At 65.4% G+C, this 17,956-nt stretch carries 14 protein-coding genes, 1 tRNA gene and 1 pseudogene; 4 read left to right on the plus strand and 12 right to left on the minus strand.

Annotated features, from left to right (window positions below; all coding sequences use genetic code 11):
- Nucleotides 1–93: 93 nt before the first annotated feature.
- On the minus strand, nucleotides 94–1,098 hold the full coding sequence (locus ID574_RS49440; RefSeq protein ID WP_188196037.1) for a NaeI family type II restriction endonuclease: 1,005 nt from the start codon (nucleotides 1,096–1,098) through the stop codon (nucleotides 94–96).
- A gap of 1,030 nt (nucleotides 1,099–2,128) precedes the next feature.
- Here ID574_RS49440 and ID574_RS49445 point away from each other — a divergent pair.
- Nucleotides 2,129–4,783 (plus strand): ATP-binding protein, encoded by a 2,655-nt coding sequence (locus ID574_RS49445; RefSeq protein ID WP_188196038.1) that lies wholly within the window; start codon nucleotides 2,129–2,131, stop codon nucleotides 4,781–4,783.
- A gap of 78 nt (nucleotides 4,784–4,861) precedes the next feature.
- Nucleotides 4,862–4,936, plus strand: a tRNA-Arg gene (locus ID574_RS49450).
- A 39-nt stretch (nucleotides 4,937–4,975) separates the two neighbouring features.
- Here the strand turns inward: ID574_RS49450 and ID574_RS49455 are convergent.
- The 10 genes and pseudogenes from ID574_RS49455 to ID574_RS49495 form a co-directional block, all read right to left on the minus strand.
- The gene (locus ID574_RS49455; RefSeq protein WP_223167879.1) at nucleotides 4,976–5,827 is read right to left on the minus strand and encodes an integrase core domain-containing protein; all 852 of its coding nucleotides are present in this window, start codon (nucleotides 5,825–5,827) and stop codon (nucleotides 4,976–4,978) included.
- Nucleotides 5,828–5,863: 36 nt separating this feature from the next.
- Entirely contained in the window at nucleotides 5,864–6,169 is a 306-nt protein-coding gene (locus tag ID574_RS60945; protein WP_223167880.1) for a helix-turn-helix domain-containing protein, read from the minus strand.
- A 459-nt stretch (nucleotides 6,170–6,628) separates the two neighbouring features.
- A complete protein-coding gene (locus ID574_RS49460; RefSeq protein ID WP_188196039.1) occupies nucleotides 6,629–7,687 on the minus strand; it encodes a DUF6461 domain-containing protein in 1,059 nt (352 codons plus the stop codon).
- A gap of 101 nt (nucleotides 7,688–7,788) precedes the next feature.
- The gene (locus ID574_RS63170) at nucleotides 7,789–8,166 is read right to left on the minus strand and encodes a NucA/NucB deoxyribonuclease domain-containing protein (RefSeq protein ID WP_223167881.1); all 378 of its coding nucleotides are present in this window, start codon (nucleotides 8,164–8,166) and stop codon (nucleotides 7,789–7,791) included.
- A complete protein-coding gene (locus ID574_RS49470; RefSeq protein ID WP_188196041.1) occupies nucleotides 8,048–8,884 on the minus strand; it encodes a hypothetical protein in 837 nt (278 codons plus the stop codon). Before ID574_RS49470 ends, ID574_RS63170 begins: the two co-directional genes overlap by 119 nt.
- Before the next feature lie 901 nt (nucleotides 8,885–9,785).
- A complete protein-coding gene (locus ID574_RS49475; RefSeq protein ID WP_188196042.1) occupies nucleotides 9,786–10,664 on the minus strand; it encodes an alpha/beta fold hydrolase in 879 nt (292 codons plus the stop codon).
- 28 nt (nucleotides 10,665–10,692) lie between these two features.
- Nucleotides 10,693–11,508 carry an oxidoreductase gene (locus ID574_RS49480; RefSeq protein WP_188196043.1) on the minus strand — a complete coding sequence of 272 codons (816 nt, stop codon included), beginning with the start codon at nucleotides 11,506–11,508 and terminating at the stop codon, nucleotides 10,693–10,695.
- A gap of 573 nt (nucleotides 11,509–12,081) precedes the next feature.
- Nucleotides 12,082–12,651: a TetR/AcrR family transcriptional regulator gene (locus ID574_RS49485; protein ID WP_188196044.1), complete on the minus strand. Its 570-nt coding sequence runs from the start codon at nucleotides 12,649–12,651 to the stop codon at nucleotides 12,082–12,084.
- Nucleotides 12,652–13,113: 462 nt separating this feature from the next.
- Complete coding sequence (locus ID574_RS49490; protein WP_188196045.1) at nucleotides 13,114–14,214, minus strand: 4Fe-4S binding protein; 1,101 nt, start codon at nucleotides 14,212–14,214, stop codon at nucleotides 13,114–13,116.
- A gap of 84 nt (nucleotides 14,215–14,298) precedes the next feature.
- Nucleotides 14,299–14,541, minus strand: a pseudogene (locus ID574_RS49495) (MarR family transcriptional regulator); the annotation flags it as partial.
- 74 nt (nucleotides 14,542–14,615) lie between these two features.
- Between ID574_RS49495 and ID574_RS49500 the strand changes: the two are divergent.
- Entirely contained in the window at nucleotides 14,616–15,530 is a 915-nt protein-coding gene (locus ID574_RS49500) for a zinc-binding dehydrogenase (protein WP_188196046.1), read from the plus strand.
- A 156-nt stretch (nucleotides 15,531–15,686) separates the two neighbouring features.
- Here ID574_RS49500 and ID574_RS49505 read toward each other — a convergent pair whose 3' ends face one another.
- Nucleotides 15,687–15,980, minus strand: coding sequence for a winged helix DNA-binding protein (locus ID574_RS49505; RefSeq protein ID WP_223167882.1), 294 nt, complete (start codon nucleotides 15,978–15,980; stop codon nucleotides 15,687–15,689).
- Nucleotides 15,981–16,113: 133 nt separating this feature from the next.
- On the opposite strand from ID574_RS49505, the gene ID574_RS49510 reads away from it, so the two are divergent.
- On the plus strand, nucleotides 16,114–17,574 hold the full coding sequence (locus ID574_RS49510; protein WP_223167883.1) for a multicopper oxidase family protein: 1,461 nt from the start codon (nucleotides 16,114–16,116) through the stop codon (nucleotides 17,572–17,574).
- Nucleotides 17,575–17,956: the final 382 nt, after the last annotated feature.

The following is a 17,956-nucleotide window of genomic DNA, read 5'->3' on the forward strand; positions in this document are numbered from 1 at the left end:
TCGGCGCAGGCTTCATTCCGCAAACGGGTACCGGACTCCGCTTGAGGTCCACAACGAGTACCTGAGCCAGCAGCTCGCAGCATGAAGTGATCATCAGGAAGCTGTCCGGAGAACGCGGGGCTCCTCAAGGTCTGTCTTCTTCGTCTCTGGAAGCAAGGGGGCTTTCTCAGGTTGGTCAGTGGGCAGGGCGACAACCCACTCCTGCCCCTCAAGCGTGATGGCTGGCGCTCCGGTGTGATGAGCACGACGGCGCGCCAGCCTTATGCTTAACGACTCACCTGGACCGGGAACGGGGAGACCGAGTTGCCGGGCTAGACGACCATGAGATTCGTACTGTCCAAAGATCACAATCCCCTCAGGCCGTAACTTCGAACGGGCTCCTCCATTACCACGGATCCGCTTCATATAGTCCTCTTGCTGCGCAACGGTGGCTACGACGTTCCGGCTGACCAAACGCCCCTGAGCACGGCGGAAGAGCTCATCGACTCTCTTGGACCCGTGTCGAATGCACCTGTGGCCGGGCGTACCGCATCTAAAAATCGCCTCGACATCTTCCTGAGGCATATGCAAGAGGACGTTCTCAGGGAGCGGCTTGTGATCGAAGAGCCACCGAATCGCGGCTTTCCCTTCGTCGTTCAAGTAGCGCTTCAGGTCTCTGTTACTCGTGCTACGCAAATTCTCCTCCCGCGCCCGGACCAATCCCGCGCTCCACTGTCCATCATCATCGCTCGCCCATACAACGAGAAGCAAATGTCCGACTGCCTCGGGGGGGATCATCCAGCCACCGAGCCTCTGAGAGTATTTGCAGTCCACCTCAATGCCGTTGATTAAGTAATCGAGCCTGACACCATCATTAAAATTGAACTCTCGCTGAAGATTTATCTCCACAAGGGTGCCGCAGTGAGTCTTTTCAGTCTTATGTAGATCCCTCCACCGGTAACGCCCTGTGTGCTGACCGTCAAGCAGCATATCGATAGTGCGGCGAATTGCACCCGCCATGCGCTCCCCTTGCGGATCTAACGTTTGTATCTCAGCGGCAATCACATCAAGTTCCTGATCAGCAGCGGAGCCTTCGAGAGGGAGCTGCAGGTAGGTCATGACGAACTCCTCAAATTTCCGGAAATCCTATGATGAGTCATCCATGTCGACTTACGGAAGTGCCGTCGCGAGCATTGGTCAGAAATGCATCCACATTCGCCAATCAGATGACATAGAGCGCCGATCTTCCATGATCCACAAAGGGGCCTAATTCCTTTTATAGACGCCCAGTGAATCCGGCTCCATGCCGGATCGGCAGAAAACCGCAAACCAGTAAGATACTTGGCAGTTTCGCTACAGCACGCACGCTCGGTAACAAGATCTCCGAGCCGGGTCATGTATCTGTGCTTGCAAGGGCTGGCGTGTCCGATGGTCAGCGGAGCACTGCTGCCAGGGTCGTCGGGATACTCTTCCCCGCCTCTATACCGCAGCGTCGGTAGCAGTGATGATCGCGACCCATGACCTCGTGACGCACCTTTCCAGATCGCCCGCATCACAGCGGACCGTCGTCCCGGCTTCCAGACATGGACCCCAACCTTCTCCAGAAATAATTCATCGGGACCCGGGCTGACCATGTCGCGGTAGGTCGTGATACATCCAGCCGACCGCAGATCCCGCATCCCTCGGTCTACCTGCGCCACACCCCAGACCTCATTGCGGAGTTGCTGCCTTCTGAACGGGCGCCCCTCGCCGACCTCGTCATGAAGCCACAAGACAACGCGGATTCGGGCACCCAATCTGCTGTCGCGCCAGTCTGGCCTGCTGATCTGCGACATCGCCTCCTCGCAGTCTCCAGCTGATCAAGATGTTGGGCACGGATTGTAGATGAAACGGCAGGATTCGGCGACTTCCGGCCAGATTCGGTATACCGAGACAAGATCTTCGAAGCACATCAGAGCGGAACGTCCACTAGAGGGTGTGACGTTGGGGGTTACCTTACGTAGGTGCCTCCTGCTGGCTGCGTGTCGGCTGCTGGCTGCACCGGCACCAGACGAAACCGAGGGTGCCCTCCACTCCGCTTAACGGCGCCGTCACGGGCACTCAACAGCAGACCTTGCACAGTGGACTCTGGTCGACGTATGGAGGACATATGAGAAGCATCGCCTTTGTCGACCGGGTGGAACACGTGGACACACTGATGGAGCTGACGGAAGACGTCTGCCGAGGGCAAAGCCGTGCTCTTGTAGTTGAAGGTCCACTCGGGATTGGTAAGTCCGCCCTCCTGGATGAAGTCGCACATCTTACACAGTTACGCACCGCGGAACCGGCTCTCCGGGTGATTCGTGCTAGGTGTCAGGCATTTGTCGGTGAGGCCAATGCCTACGGGCCAGTGATGGATATCTTCAATGCTCTTCATCCGCCGAGGGCCGCCCGGCGCATCAAGTATGCGACTGTGCAGCATCTACCGGAGCTCGTAGGGTCTCTGCCTATAGTGGGTCCAGCCCTTGCAGCCGCGGCGCAGATCACCCAGGCGGCCATTAACTCCGGTTCTGTGCAGGGGGACAGTTTGCTGCCGTACCGGCAAAGCCTCGCCCATGGTCTTGCGTCGGCATTGGTGGATGCTCTGGTGAAATCTGGGCCGACATTGGTGATAGTCGATGATGTGCAGTGGATCGACCCCAGTAGCCTACTTGTCTTTGACCATTTCATCGAGCAGTTCTGGGGCCATCCGGTGGGCGTTGTGCTGGTTCATGAAACGGATCAGGACAACGGTCCACCAGCCGAAGGAGCAACTGTCAGGGAGTTCCTCGACCGGTGGCAACTGCGGGGGCGCCTGGAGCAGGTCACCCTCGGCGGTCTGCCGGACGACGCCGTGGCGGAACTCGTGCGCCTCTACCATGGCCAGGATATCGCCCCGTCGATTTCGGCCTGGCTAAGCCAGCTCACCGGTGGGCGACCTGCCTATGTCGCTCAGTTCCTGCCATTGATCGGTACCGATGGCGGGCTCGACGGCCCACTGCCAGACGCCTTGCGGCGAGCGGTTCGGCAGCCGTTGGCAAGCCTGGAGACCTCTGACCGGGAATTGCTGGTCGTGGCGGCTACCCAGGGATCTACGTTCCTAGCTCCGCTTGTTGCCCGAGCGGCCAATCTAGAGGAACAGGAGGTCCAGGACAGGCTTCATTGGCTCTCGCGGGAGAGTGGGTTTATCACAGCGGCGCCGAATCCCGACTGGGCGCCTTCTGCCGACTGCTATCAGTTCAACAATCTTCTTCTTCAGAAGGAGCTGTATGCAGAGCAGAGCCCCGGCCGGCGTCGGCAACGTCATACACGGATCGCCGAAGGGCTAATGGCACTCGGCAATGAGCTTCCTTTGGAAGCCCGGCTCGATTGCGTCCGCCACTTCCGTTCGGGCGCCCCGCATCCAGCCTCTGGAGCTGAGCACCTTAGACTGGCCAAGGATGTGGCAGTCAATGGTCTGTCCTTTGCGGAGGCGGAGACACTCTGTCGCTTCGCGGTCCACGAGATCGAGCGTCTGCCAGAGCGAGCCTCTCACCGGGACTCTCTGATGGCGCAGGCTGTAGAGCTCCTCCTCAACCTCACCGAGATCCACTGGCAGGCACGGCGGCGTCCCAAGGGCGACGACCTGGAAGGTCTAGCTGCACAGGCAGAGGAGGCGGCTCGCCGCTGCGGCGACCCTGCTCTGACGGCCCGCACGGTCATGCTTCATGGCAAAGTCCTCCTACACACCCAGGGACTAGTGCCTTCACTGGACAGGCTAAAGCTAGCGGTGGAACTTGCCCGAGACGCTGATGATGCTCTAGCACTCTTCGTCGCCCTCGCCGAGTACGGACGTCAGCTGCCAAAGCGCGATTTGATCGGTGGCCTTACGGTGCTCCGGGAAGCCCAACGGCTCTACGAGACCGACCCCCGGCTACGCAACTTGTCCGATCCCGTCCTTCGCCACGCCCGCAATCTTACCGACATGCAGTTAGGGGTGAATCTCTTCGATGCGGGGGATTTTGGGACGGCACTGGTACACCTCACCTCATGTGTGGAACACCTCCGCGTGGATCCGCTCAATGCGGAGCTCCCTATCGCGCTCAACTACCTTGCTCAGTTGTACTCAGCCATGGGGGATGCAGACGCGGCGGAGAACACCCTGCGGGAAGCTCTTTCCTTCGAGGAGACTCGCGGCGGGCTCAGCGGCTGGCACGCCTACAACAGCGCCCTCCTCGCTAGGCTGATGGCACTCGACGCAGCCCGCAGGCACGCCTGTCAGCCGATGCTTGCGGAGGCATGGCGGGAAACCGAGCAAACCTGGCTGCTCAACCTCGTCCCCATCGTCCGTAACCTCTACGCCGAGGTGCTACTTCTGCTTGGCGACACCGATCCAGTCCTCCTGGACCAGGCGCTGGAACTGGCCGAAGCCACCATCAAAGAGACCCGGCGAACAGGCATGATCCGGAGTGAGATCGCGGCACTGTCCCTAGTCAGCAGGATCCGTCATCTGCGTGGCGAGACTGAGGCCGCCGCAGCCTTGGCCAGAGATGCCGTCGACGTTCTTCGGCGGATGGGAGACCTACCCGCGCTACGTACGGAAGAGGTCCTCCACCATGCTGCAGAGGTGCTGGAAGCCGTTGGTGACAACCGGGAGACTGTCATGTGGCTGCGCGCCGACGTCCAGGGCCGTGTACGACGTATCGCCGATAGTCTTACAGATTCAACGCAACGAGCCCGTTACCTGCAGCAAGCCTTGCTCAGCCAACAAATTCCCACCCTCGACGAGCAGCCGCGCAGGACATGATGTGGTGATGGCTCAACACGCGCGGGGCATACGCGGGATGATCAAGCGAGCCGCGAGAGCCTTCCAAGGCATTACTCCAGTTCAAACTAGGTGAACATACAGTTTGATCCGCGCTCTCCTAAAGCGGTGCCGCAGGTTCGAATCCTGCCGGGGGCACTCTGTGATGTCTCAGGACATCGGAAACCCTCGAACCTACGGGTTCGGGGGTTTCGGCGTTGTGGGCTTTGCCTGAGGCTGGTAGTCGCGGGTGGGGTCGATGATCAGCTCGCGCAGAAGCTCTCCGGTGACGGCGTTGACGACGCGGACGTGCAGGTCGTCCACCAGCAGAATGACGTGGGTTCGGGCGTGGGTTCGTCCCACGCCGATGTGGTGCAGCCGGCCGCCCAGGCGCAGGGTGACGACGCCGGAGGGGTCGATGCGGTCGTGGCGCACACGGGTGTGAGTGTCGGCGTCGCGGCTGCCGGCGGGCAGGGCCTTGGGCAGGGCCTGGTAGACGGCTGCCGGGGTGGCGCGGTGCGGCAGGGATCGGTGCGGGCGACGGTGGTTGTAAGCGTCGCGGAAGCGATCGATGAGCGCCTGCAAGCCGGCGAGGGTGACCGGCTGGTCGGGCTGGGCGCGCAGCCAGTTCTTCATCGTCTGCTGGAAGCGCTCGACCTTCCCGCAGGTGGTGGGGTGGTTGGGGGTGGAGTTCTTCTGCCGCACGTGCAGGCGGCGTAGTTCGTGTTCGAAGGCGTTGCGGCCGCCGCGGCCGCCGGCCAGGCGGGTGGTGAAGACCATGCCGTTGTCGGTCAGCGTGGAGGCGGGCACGCCATGCAGGGTGACGGCCTGGCGGAAGGCCTCGCGCACGATCGGGCCGGTGATGCGACGCCGGCAGGTGACGAGCAGCGCGTAGCGGGAGTGGTCGTCCAGCCAGGACAGGATCTCCGCCTCGCTGCCGTCGGCCAGCCGGTAGTGGGTGAAGTCGGCCTGCCGGGTCTCGTTCGGCAGCGCCGCCTCAAAGCGGATGGAGGACGAGCGTGGCCGTTTCTTCGGCTCGGGCGCCACCAGGCCATGCCGGGTCAGGTAGCGGCTGATCGTGGCTCACGGCACCGTCCGCCGATGGTGCTGTCGCAGGTGCCAGGCGATGGTATCGGGACCAGCGTCCAGGCCCTGATCGGCGAGTTCCTTGCGGAGCCGGACGATCAACTCGACGGTGTCGGCGTCGATCTCGGCCGGTGAGGTGTGCGGCCGCCGGGACCGGGGCTCGAACGCCGCCTCGCCCTCGGCCCGATAGCGGGCCACCAGCTTGGACACCCAGCCCTTGGACACTCCATAGGAGCGGGCGACCTCTGCCTGGGACCGGCCCTCGACGACAACTGCGGTGATGACAACTCTGGCCCTGGACACACCGCCCAGGCTCATGATCGCGGCAGTTGCCTACGTCCCGAGACACACCCCGCTGAAGTTTCCCATGTCTTGCGACATGGGTTTCCTATGTCCTGAACCAGCACACTGCCGGGGGCACTCTTCTCCACCAGGCATTTTGGCCTCTGACCTGCGATTTCTGAACCGCAGGTCTTTTGCTTGTCAGGCTCTTGGTAGGCCGCCGAGGGCACCCGTATGCAGCGGTAGGACCATGATCACGGAGATATGCGGGATGATCTTGGCGCCGTTCACTACAGGTCACCCGCCATTCGGGGCCATCCAGGATCTCCAGGAACCAGCACGACGGTCAGGACCGTAGGACCGGGACGGCGTCGGCGACCTCCGGCAGCTCGACATCACCGAAGTCGTCGATATGAGATGCGGCATTCTTTCGGCTGACAGAGCCGACTCCCCCTGCGGATGCGGCGCTCAGGCCTCGCCTCACTCTTGCCGTTCGATCTCGTCGTAACCGGCTCGCAGGACATGGAGGCGGATGCGGTCCGGGCCGTCCAACTGGAGCATCTCGGCGTACCACAAGGCTTCCCAAAGCGCTGTCGCTGGGTTCTCGTTCAGGGCCGCGGCCATGACCCTGACCGCGCGGCTCTCGACGACCAGCCGATGAGCGGGCGAACCCGGCTGCGCGGGTTCGGAATTGCGCACGGCCGCAGCCTGGGCGAGGAGATCGCGTTCGATATCTTCCAATCGCGCCCTCACCCGTTGAGCCGCCTCCCCCTGCGCTCTCAACGCTGCGAGAGTCTCTTCGACCAACGGGCTCGGCAACCCCGCGCGGTCGCCCACCAGCTCCGCGGCGTATGCGGCCATGTCCCTGAGTCTCTCCCGTGTAGCGTTCTCGGCCAGCGACGCCAATCGCGGGTCCTCGGCCAGAAGGGCGCGCTGCTCCCGCATGTACGCGTCCCGCTCGTCATCGGCTCCGGTGTCGCCGGGATCCGGAGGCGCCTGGACGATCGCGCTGAGCCGAGGCTCGCTGAACCAGTCCGCGCCGAGGCGTTGCCCCACGATGGTCTCCGCCAGCCTCAGCGCGCCAACCCGCCAGTCCTCGTCCAGCTCGGCGACGCTTTCCCAATGCTGGAGGAATCCCTCGTCCCCGTGCCCTTCCTCCGGGTCGAACGGGTCGATGACGGCGATGATGCGCCTGCGTTCGGCGTAGGCGATCTGAGCGTCGCCGTTTACGTTCCAGAAAACGCTCATGGCCTGGCCCTCGCTCGACAGATCGGCCAGCACCGGCAGGCGTGAGCCTTGGAACCCGTTGGGTTCGACGATGAGGGTCCACTGGCCCAGTTTTCCTGAAAGAGCAGAACCAGAATGGTGCGGAAGCACGTCATAGGCCGTCGCGACCGTCTCGGGGAAATCGCGACGGGTGATCGTCTGGGGAAGACCGCCGATCCGGAGCAGCGCTTCCTCGACGTCGATGCCATCGCACCAGGTCAGGCACAAGGGGTGGGTCATGAACGAACCGGGAGGCTGATGGTCATCGGTCATTGTGACAGCTCCACATTGGTGTGGTCGGTGGGTACACGGACGCCGGTGGCGGACGGCTCGCCCGGCCGCCCGCCACCGATTTTCCGCAGACTACTTCGTGATCATGGTGCTTCTGAGTCAGGCACGAAACTCTCGTCGGGGGCGCATGTCTCGACAGGCGGCGGATAGCTGCCGCTCAATCCTGGGTCCTGCGTGTCCAGGACCGTGACTGTGAACTTCTGCTTCTCCAGAACCCGATTCCGCTCGAACCACCAGCCCAGCCACGACCCGGACGTGCAGTTGTCGGTGGCCAGGATCGGGCGTGCGGAATAGTTGGTGCCCGCCTTGGACGCACCCTGGTGGCTGGCCGCGAAGGGGAATTCATCGCAGGAGCGCGTGATTACGTTCCCGGCCGCATCCTTCAACTTCTTCGTGTACCGCTTTCCGGGCGGCCTGGGGCGAGGATCGCCGAAGGAAAGGTCGCACTGCTTGATGGCCACCTTCCTGTTCCCCGCCAAGCCCCTTCTTGCTGGTGTCGGTGTTCCGCTCCAGCGGATGCTTCATGTCGAATCCCGGGATCTTCTTACCGGGATTCAGAGGTTCCGTCGCCGCCGGGTTGTTCCATGCGTCCCAGATGTGCTGGGCGGACTCCCGGACGGGATTGGTGATGACCGTGCCGTTGGGCAACTTCACCTGCGCGCTCTTGCTGAGCTGGAACGCCGGCCGCGCGTCCTTCCACACGACGCATCCGCCCTTGGCGGTCTTGATTTTCGGCGAACTGTCACACCGGAAAACGGGGTTCTCGTTCGCCAGGCAGGAGTAGGGGTCGGCGACCGCCTCGGTAACATGGAACTGGGGCTGCAGCTTGCAGTAACCGACCTTGTCAGCACCGCTGAACTGGGCCGGGTCGGAGGTAAAGGTGTAGCCCGCGCCCCCGCTGTCCCGCTCCCACTGCTCAAGCCCCTTATAGATAAACCCGTTGAGGCCGGTCGGGGAGACCGAGCACCCGGACGGCTTGAAGGCCAGCCCGAGACTGAACGGGAACGTCTTGGCCACCGCTTCTCCGGGACCCGCACTTCCGTCCCGATCGATGCCACTCAAATAGAACCAGGCTTTGAACTGACGGCTCTTCAGCCCCGCGTAATCCCTGGCCGAGTCGTTGTCCATATTGCCTGTGTAGGTGTGGATGATGAGGTGGAATTTGGCCAGGTACTTCACCCACACCTTTGTCTTTACCCCATCGACATTGACTTCGACCGTGGTCCGCGACTTGATGACCCCCCATGCGCACCAGTTGTAGGAGTTCTTCCCCTCATAAGCTCGGACTCCGGCCGCCGCCTCACATACTTCTTCAGCTGGGCGTACATGGCTTCCAGCTCAGCGGACCGCTGTGACTTGACCCAGCGTGTGTGGTGTCGTCGGCCAGCGCCTTGCCGATACCCCGGCCGCCTCCGGCGACGAAGACGTTGGCGCCCTTGATTGCTGTCACGACACGCCTCCACATGAGAAACCGATCGGTTTCCACTCACTATAAACCGATCGGTTTCCTCATGCAACGCGTTCCAGCAGGGCCGGGCCGTGACCGGCGCGACATCCGGGGCGGCCAGGCCGGTGTTGGCGGCGACCATGGCCGCAAACCGGTCGGGCGTGCGGCCGACGTGCACGAGGAAGATGAACCCGCCCCAGTCCTGACCGAACTGAGTGATGTCCGTGAGTCGAGCTGGTCCAGCCAGGCGCCGGTCCAGGCGACGTGAGACTGGTAGGTGTACGCGGCCCGGTCGACCGGCTTGTCGGAGCGGCCGAATCCAATCAAGGGCAGAGCACTTCTGCTCCGGCGGCTTCGACATCGCGGCCATCCACTGGGTGTTGCCGAAATAGCTGCCGCCGCACATGCCGGTCACGGTCCCGTCCCGCCGGGCCGGTAGACATCCGCGCGCAGCACGGTGCCGTCACGAATCTCCGCCGGAACATCGAATTCGATCCGCACCTCCGTCAGGTGCTTCTCATTTGCCTGCCGCGACGCCTTCACGCGATGTGGGGGCCGGTCTCCCTCACGCACCACACCCGAATGGGGGCATGGCGCACTCCTGATGCCAAGAGCGCTGCTCTGGCCGATAACTCAAGCCACCGAGGCCAGCAGGTCGGCCACGACCTCCGGCCTCTCGAGCGCGATGAAGTGGCCCGCTCCCGGCACCTGCGTGAAATCGGCGGCAGGCAGCAGCTCCTTGTTGGCCTCCCGGTCCGACCACCGGGACCAGTCCTTCTCCCCGTAGACGAGGTGAACGGGGGCCTTGACCGCGGAGTAGCGCGCGCGGGCCGCGATGAGACTGGGCAGGCTCTGGTACACGGCCCGTGCGACGGCCGGGTAGCCGGGCCGGCTCCCCACCTGGAGGAGCTCGTCCACGTAGTCCGCCCGCAAAGCGGTCTTGTCGACCAGGCCGCCCTGCAGGATCCTGCGGAGGATGGCCTTGGGCTCCACCCCGGCGACCACCGGGCCCACCCCCGGAGTGAGAACACCGCCGACCACCACACGGGCGAGGAGACCGGACCGGGCGATTCCGCCGCGAAAATCGTACGTGTTCACCGCAACGACGCGCCGTACCCGCTCCGGCAGATCGGCTGCGGTGGTCAGGGCGAGCACCGCCCCCATGGACTCCCCGACCAACGTCACGTCATGGAGGTCGAGTTCGGTGAGGAGCCGTTCGACGCCCGCGCGCATCGCCGGTTCCTGGTACGACGCACCAGGCACGATCTCGGAGTAGCCCATCCCCGGGAGATCCAGGGCGTACACGGTGTACTGGCGCGAGATCAATGGGATGAGGACGCGGAAGTGCTCGGCCTGCGTTCGCACGGTGTGCAGCAGGACCAGGAGAGCACCCGTGCCCGCTTTGAGGTAACGCAGCGTTCCCTCATGGCTGTGGAGCCTTCCGCGCGGGGCGATGGTGTGGCTGGTGGTCCCCGGAATGTGAACCGTGGGACGCGCCTCTTGGCTGGGCATATCACTGACTCCTTGTGGCGGGCAGGCGTCAGCCGGCGAGCTGGTTGAGCTTGCGGATCTGCTTGTCGAAGACCCGGGCAGGCGCGATGCGGCGCAGTGTGCTTGCGCGTCCGGCCAGGGACCCTGCGGTGTAACGCAGCTTCGGCTTCGGGTCGGTCGCCGCCTCGACGATCACCTTGGCGACGATGGCGGGGTCGTCGCCGTCCTTGATCGCTGTCTCCATCATGCGGTCGAAGGCGCGCCGCTGGTCCGCGTAGACCTGCAGGGGCGTGTCGGGCCGCGGGCTGTTGGCCTCGAATCCGGTGCTGGTGTAGGCGGGTTCGACGAGAAGCGCCCGGACGCCGTGCTCGCGGACCTCGTGGTCCAGGGACTCGGAGTACCCCTCGATCGCATGCTTGGAGGCGGCGTAGGCGGCCATGTAAGGCGAGGGGAGGAAGCCGACCACGGAGGAGAGGTTGATGATGCGCCCGCGTCCTTGAGCGCGCATATGGGGCAGGACGGCCTTCGTCATGCGCATCACACCGAAGACGTTGACGTTGAAGAGGTCCTGGGCCTGCGCGACGGAGCTTTCCTCAACGGCACCGATCGCGCCCATGCCGGCGTTGTTGACCAGCACGTCGATCCGCCCGAACCGCTCGATCACCCGCTGGACCGCGGCGGTGACGGACTTGTCACTGGCCACGTCGAGGTCGAGGAAGGTCACACCGTCGAGCGGGGTGATGCGTGAGGTGTCACGGCTTGTGCCGACCACGTCGAAGCCCGCTTCCGCCAGCGCGAGCGCGGCCGCTTTTCCGATGCCGGATGACGCACCCGTCACGAGTGCCACCGGCCGATTTGCCGCCATCCTGGACTCCTTAGCTGAGTGAAAAAACCGATCGGTTTCCCTCACTGTAAACCGACCGGTTTCCCGGGTGCAAGCTCAAGCAGGAAACAGATCCAGCCGCGTCACCCGTCGTTCACGTTGACCCACCAGCAAAAGGCCAGCGTTCGACCGTCGCCGGGGCCAGACGCATCCACCCACGAGCTTTGCGCCGTACCGCGCGGGAGCTTCGCGGCCGCCCATGGGATCTCGGCGAAGGCCGGGCGGAGCGCTGTCATGCCCGCGAGTACTCATTGATTGGAAGCCGGGCGCGATCTGCAGCTGGTCCTGCTCTCCCAGGGGTGCGCGCGCCCTACAGGTCGGTCAGCGGCGTGACGGCGACCATCGCCGCGGCGTAGGCAACGAACAGGGCGGCGCGCGCGCCACGGTCACTGGCCTACCGCCCGACCTCTACGCAACAGTGGGACCCGGCGGCCGGATCCCTGCCTACTTCCTCCCGGTCGACCGGGAGGAACCTTTTTGGGTAAGACGGCCGGCAAACGGTGCCGGCCATCGGAGAGCACATCAGTCACCGAGCCTGCTGGAAAAGGTGATGCGTCAGCGCATGCCTGCCGCATCGAGCAGGGTGACCACGGTGGGCGCGATGAGCCCTGTCAGGTTGTCGGCTCCGATCCCCGCACGGGCGCTGGCGCCGTCGAAGACCACGCTGAGCTGCCGGGCCAGCAGGTCCGGGTCGCTCGCCCCACCTTGCTCGGCCTCGGCACGGAAAAAGGCCAGCAGGTTCCCCTTGACCCGGCGTGCCACCTGGCTCGCAGGGTGGCTCTGGTCCTTGAGCTCGATCTGCACAGCGAGGTACTGGCAGCCTCGGAACTCGGGCGCACCCGCCTGCAACTCCACCTGCTCGAAGACGTGCAGGATGCGCTCACGGGGTGAACGGCCATCGTCCGCCGCAGGCAAGAGCTTCGCCACGAAGGCAGCCGAGCGCTCCTCCAGGCTCGCTGCCAGCAATTCGTCCTTGCTCTCGAACAGCTGGTACATGGAGCGCTTCGACACCCCCGCCGCCTTGCACAGCGCCTCGATGCCGATGCCGACACCGTTTCGGTAGGTGAGCGTGGCCGCCGCCTCCAGCAGCCGCTCTCGGGGACTTAGCCTCACTTCGGTGGTCATACTGCGAGGTTAACTCCATTCCGGCGAAATGAAAACCGATCGGTTTCCAGGGTGTGCCGCGGTGGTATCCGACGCCGCGCACAGCCGAGCGGACACCCGGACCACTCCGCACCATGGCCTCGTCCGGGGTGAGTTGCGTTCTGCTAGGCCGGGACGGCGGTCTTCTCAGGCTTCGTCTCGGCGGGGATGCGGTGCAGCCCCTTGCGGCCGTACCACGCGGGATCGGTGCGCTCGCCCTCCTTGCCGTGTTCGGCACACCCGGCACTCCAGCGCTCGTAACACCATCGGATGAGTCGGGCACCGGGCCGGATGAGGCGAGGCGTGCTTGGCGAGCGCGAGCACAGAACCCCGAGGCGTCGTACACCGAAGACCACCTCCTGCAGTACGAGCAGGCTCCCGTGTTCGCCGACAACAGCGCGGGCGTCCGCGACCGAGTACGGGCGCGGCCGGGAGTGCACCGGGTCAGGAGGATGCGGGGCGTTTGGCCGGGGGCTGCCAGCCGCCGGTGACTTCTTTGACGGGCTTGTGAGGGAAACGGCGCTGGGCGTATTCCTGCGCGTGTGAGCCCGGCAGGACGTAGAGGGTTTCCTCCTTGTCCTGGAGCGGTCGCAGCACGGTGTCCATGAAGGTCTTGCGGTCCTCCAGGTACGGGCCCAGGACGTCCTCGCCGCCGGGGCAGACGGCCAGGCAATAGCCGGACTTGTAGCCGGGGGGAGAGGACAGGCTCTGCCACATCGAGGCGCTCTCGGAATCGGTGACCCGGGAGCGGTAGTCGGCGGCGTCCTGGCTGTCGGCCACGGTCTGCGCCCAGTCGGTGAACCCGCTCATGAACTCACGGTAGTTATGCGTGGTGCAGGCGAAGAAGTCGAAGTCTCCGTCCTTGCTGATGGCGCCGACCGGGCAGGCGGCGACGCAGAGCTTGCAGTCGATGCAGGGGGTGTAGTCCAACGCCTGCCCGTACTCGCTCACCTGTGCGTCCACCAGGACGGTGGCCAGTAGCACGAAGTTGCCGAATTTGGGGTGGATGACGTTGCGGTGCAGGCCCATCACGCCGAGCCCCGCGGCCACCGCGACGGTCTTGTGCGCCACCACCCAGATCCGGCCGGGGTAGCGGTCCATCTCCTGAGGGAAACCGACCGACGGATTGAGCGCGCGGTAGCCGGCGTCCTGCAGCGCTTGGGTGACGCTGCGGGCGGCGTGATTGGCCTGCTCGTCGGTCTGATGGAACTCCTGATTGGCCACGCTGCGGGCCGGAGAGCGGCAGTTGTCGCGGTTCATCCGGAACGCCATCGCGATCAGCGTGCGGGTGCCGGGCAAGGCCGCCAACGCGTGCTCGCGCTCGCCCGCCAGGTCGGGGTGGTCCAGGCTGACCGCGGCCGCGTCGTCCGCACCGGCCGCCAGGCATAGCTCGCGCAGCCAGGCCGCGTCGATCACCGCCGGCGGGCTTGCGACGTCACCGGCCTTGCGCCGGGCGAGTACGGCCTGCACCGACGGGTGCGCAGCCAGCTTCGCCGGCAGCTTCGGATCGGGCGGTTGCCGCTCGGCGTCGCGCAGGGTAGTCATCCGGTCCCCCTAGTGGGTCTCGTTTTCGGATTCGCCTCCACGGCGAGAAACCGACCAGTTTCCACCACGGTAAACCGATCGGTTTCAGCACGCAAGTCCAAGCGGCGGCCCGCCGGCCCAAAGGGCGACGGCAAGGACAGGCCTCCCGGTTTCGGCTCCGCGGCAGACGAAGGCCACAACCGTTGTCAACCTCTGGGGCGTGTCGGCCAGGCGGTCGATGAGGCGCGTCACGCCGCTGCGGGTGACGAGCAGGGCATCGGCGAGTTCGTGCATGCGCAGGCCGTCAGGGTGCGAGAGGAGGGCGGCCAGCAGACAAAAATATTGCGCAGCAGATAATCCTTTACGGAACTATCTGCTAAGGTCTTACTTGTTGTCCGGCCTTCCACGCACAGGAGATGTCGATGTCCACGCGCGCCCTCATAGCCGACCGGTCCGCCCCCGCGAGCATCGCCTTCGGCGAGATCGCCGACCCGGTCGCCGGGCCTGGGCAGGTGCTCGTTGACGTGATGCACGCCTCGCTCAACTACGCCGACCTCAACAACGCGATCTCCGGACGCATCCCGGCCGGGGCGCCCCTGGGGCTCGACGCGGCCGGGATCGTCCTGCGGGGGACGGCGGACGGTTCCGGCCCCGTCGCCGGCACTCATGTCGTGCTCTTCGCGGACGGCGCGTTCGCGGAGCGAGTGGCGGTCGATGTGTCGGCGGTGGCCGAGGTCCCGGAGGGTGTCGGGCTGGCCGAGGCGGCCGCACTGCCGACGGCGGGCCTGGCCGCGCTTCGCTCGCTGCGCGCCGCCGGCATCGCGCCCGGCAAGCGTGTGCTGGTGACCGGCGCCTCGGGCGGCGTGGGACGGTGTGCGGTGCGGCTCGCCGCCCACGCGGGGGCGTACGTCATCGCCTCGGCCGGCTCCCCCGGGCGGGGTGACGGCCTGGCCGGTCTTGGCGCCGATGAGGTGGTCGTGGGGCTGGACGATGTCAAGGAGCCCGTCGACATCGTCGTGGAGACAGTCGGCGGGCCTCACCTGGTCAGGGCCTGGGAGTTGCTCGCCCCCGGCGGGAGCCTTCAGTCCGTCGGATGGACCTCGGGCGAGCCGGCCGTTTTCCCGCCGTATGCGACCGTCGGGCCGCCCAAGACGCTCACCTCGTACGTCAACGAGTTCAGGGCCGCCGACGACCTGGCCGAGTTGGTGCGGCTCACGGCCGACGGCACTCTGGCGCCCGAGATCGGCTGGCGCGGCTCCTGGGAACGCTTCGCCGAGGCAGCCGCCGCGCTGCGCGGCCGGCGCGTGAGGGGGAAGGCGGTCTTCGATCTCGGGTGACGCCGGACCGCCGCGCTCGGCCCTCCTCCCGCCGTCCGGCCTCCGCCTGGCCGCTCATGTGCTCTGCCGAGACCTCCGGACGCCCTTCGGCGCTTCCGCGGAGGTGGCCAGATGCCCGGTCACCAGGCGCCGCATGGCCCGCAGGAACCTCGGCGCTCATCCTCCGGCAGCGCCTCCAGCACGGCCCTGTGCACGCCGTCGACGATCCCCCGGCTCTTGCGCGCCCCTCTCGGTGACCGCGACGATCCGTGCCCTTCGGTCCGTGCTGAAGGGGCGGCGCTCGGTCAGGCCCGCCCTCTCCAGTGCGTCGACGGTCACCACCATCGTGGTCTTGTCCATGTCACCGATCTCGGCGAGCGCGGCGGCCATCTGGGGCCTCAGGACGCGGCTGGCGTGGTCCAGCAGGAACGACAGGTCCGGTTCTGCGCGAACGGGTGCCATGACGGTCATGCCTCAAGCCTGGCAATAAGTTCCGTTCCAGATTATCCACTAATATCACATCAGTTTCAGCATCTCCATGACGCCGCATGCCCGCATCACCAAGGCGGAAATGGCGTCATGGACGTATCGTCAGGACTCCATCGTGCATCGACGTAAGTTCCTCACGGTCGCCGCCCTGTCCGGCTTGGCAGCGGCCTGTGGATCCGGTTCCGAGGCGAGGTCTTCGTCTCCGGCGGCCGCACTCGACTTCGCCAATCCGCTGCGGGTGCCCCCGCTTCTTCACCCCGAGCTGAGCAAGGACGGCGTACGACGCTTCGACCTGTCCATGCAGGCGGGCCGGACGCAAATCCTCGCCGGCAAGCAGACGCCCACCTGGGGTTTCAACGGAGCCTTCCTCGGCCCGACCCTGCGCGCCGGCCGCGGCGACAAGGTCCACATGGCCGTACGCAACGGGTTACCGGAGGTCAGCACCGTGCACTGGCACGGCATGCGCCTGCCGGCCCGGATGGACGGCGGCCCGCACCAGCCCATCCAGCCAGGCACCGCCTGGACGCCGCGCTGGACCATCGACCAGCCCGCGGCCACCTCGTGGTATCACCCGCATCCCCATGGCACGACGGCTCGACACGTCTACCGCGGCCTGGCCGGGATGTTCATCCTCGACGACGACCTCGATCTCGATCTCCCCGCCGAGTACGGCGTCGACGACTTCCCGCTGATCCTGCAGGACAAGAAGTTCGCCCCCGACGGCTCCTTCGACGGCGACCCGCTGAAGGGCACCTTCGGCATCCTCGGCGACCACATCCTCGTCAACGGCACCTACAACCCCCACCTGACCGTGACGACCGAGCGGGTGCGGTTCCGGGTGCTCAACGGCTCGAACGCGCGGATGTACAACCTGACCTTCGCCGACAAGCGCCGCTTCCACGTCATCGCCAACGACGGCGGCCTGCTCGGCGCCCCGGTCGAGGTCGAGGAGTTCTCACTCACCCCCGGCGAGCGCGCGGAGATCATCGTGGCCTTCGCACCCGGCGAGCAGGTGGTCCTGCGCAGCGTCGACAACGGCGTCGACATCGGCGAGGGCGACTTCGACCTGCTGAAGCTCATCGCCGCCAAGGACCTCAAGCCGACTCCTGACGTCCCTGCCCGCCTGGCCCCTCTGACTCCCATCACCGCGCCCGCCGGCGCCAAGGTACGGCGCTTCAGGCTCAGCGGCCACGACGCCATCAACGGCAAGGAGATGGACATGGCGCGCATCGACGAGGTCGTGCCCGCCGGCGCCATCGAGATCTGGGAGATCGAGAACAACGTCTACTCCCACAACTTCCACATTCACGAGGTCGCCTTCCAGGTGCTGGAGACGGACGGCTCCCCGCCGCCCGCCTACGCCACCGGCTACAAGGACACCGTCTACGTGCCCGCCAAGAGCGTCGTGCGGCTCGCGGTCCAGTTCGGCGACTTCACCGACCCTGCCTCGCCGTACATGTACCACTGCCACATCCTCCGCCACGAGGACTCGGGCATGATGGGGCAATTCGTGATCGTCAAACCCGGTACCGAGAGTCAGGTGAACCTCAGCATCCCCACCCACACAGGGCACTGATCAGGTCCGACCGGCATCTGGTCCGGGCGGCGGCCGCCTGTGCGCGCCGCCGCTGACCGGGCTCACGCGCCGGTCAGACGCCCAGAACTCCTGATCCAGGGGCAGGGCGGCCCTCGGTGAACCGCTTCCAGCAGGCCGCGCCCAACCACCTGCGGCATGTCAGGCAATTTGATGAAGACCCACTCGATGTCGTGCTTGCTGAGATCTTTGCCCCTCGAGCGTGAGCGTGGCCGTCACCAGCCAGGCCGTCCAGCTCAACCCGCCCTGCCCGCACATCGCGTTGATCCCGGCCTTCACCACCGCGCGCCGCCAGGTCCAGCGGCGGGTGGTGGCTGGCCTGCGCGACCAGCGTGGCCGCCCCCGAGGGTGCGTAGAAATCGCA

This window comes from Nonomuraea sp. SYSU D8015 (assembly GCF_008065375.1).
Lineage (GTDB): Bacteria > Actinomycetota > Actinomycetes > Streptosporangiales > Streptosporangiaceae > Nonomuraea.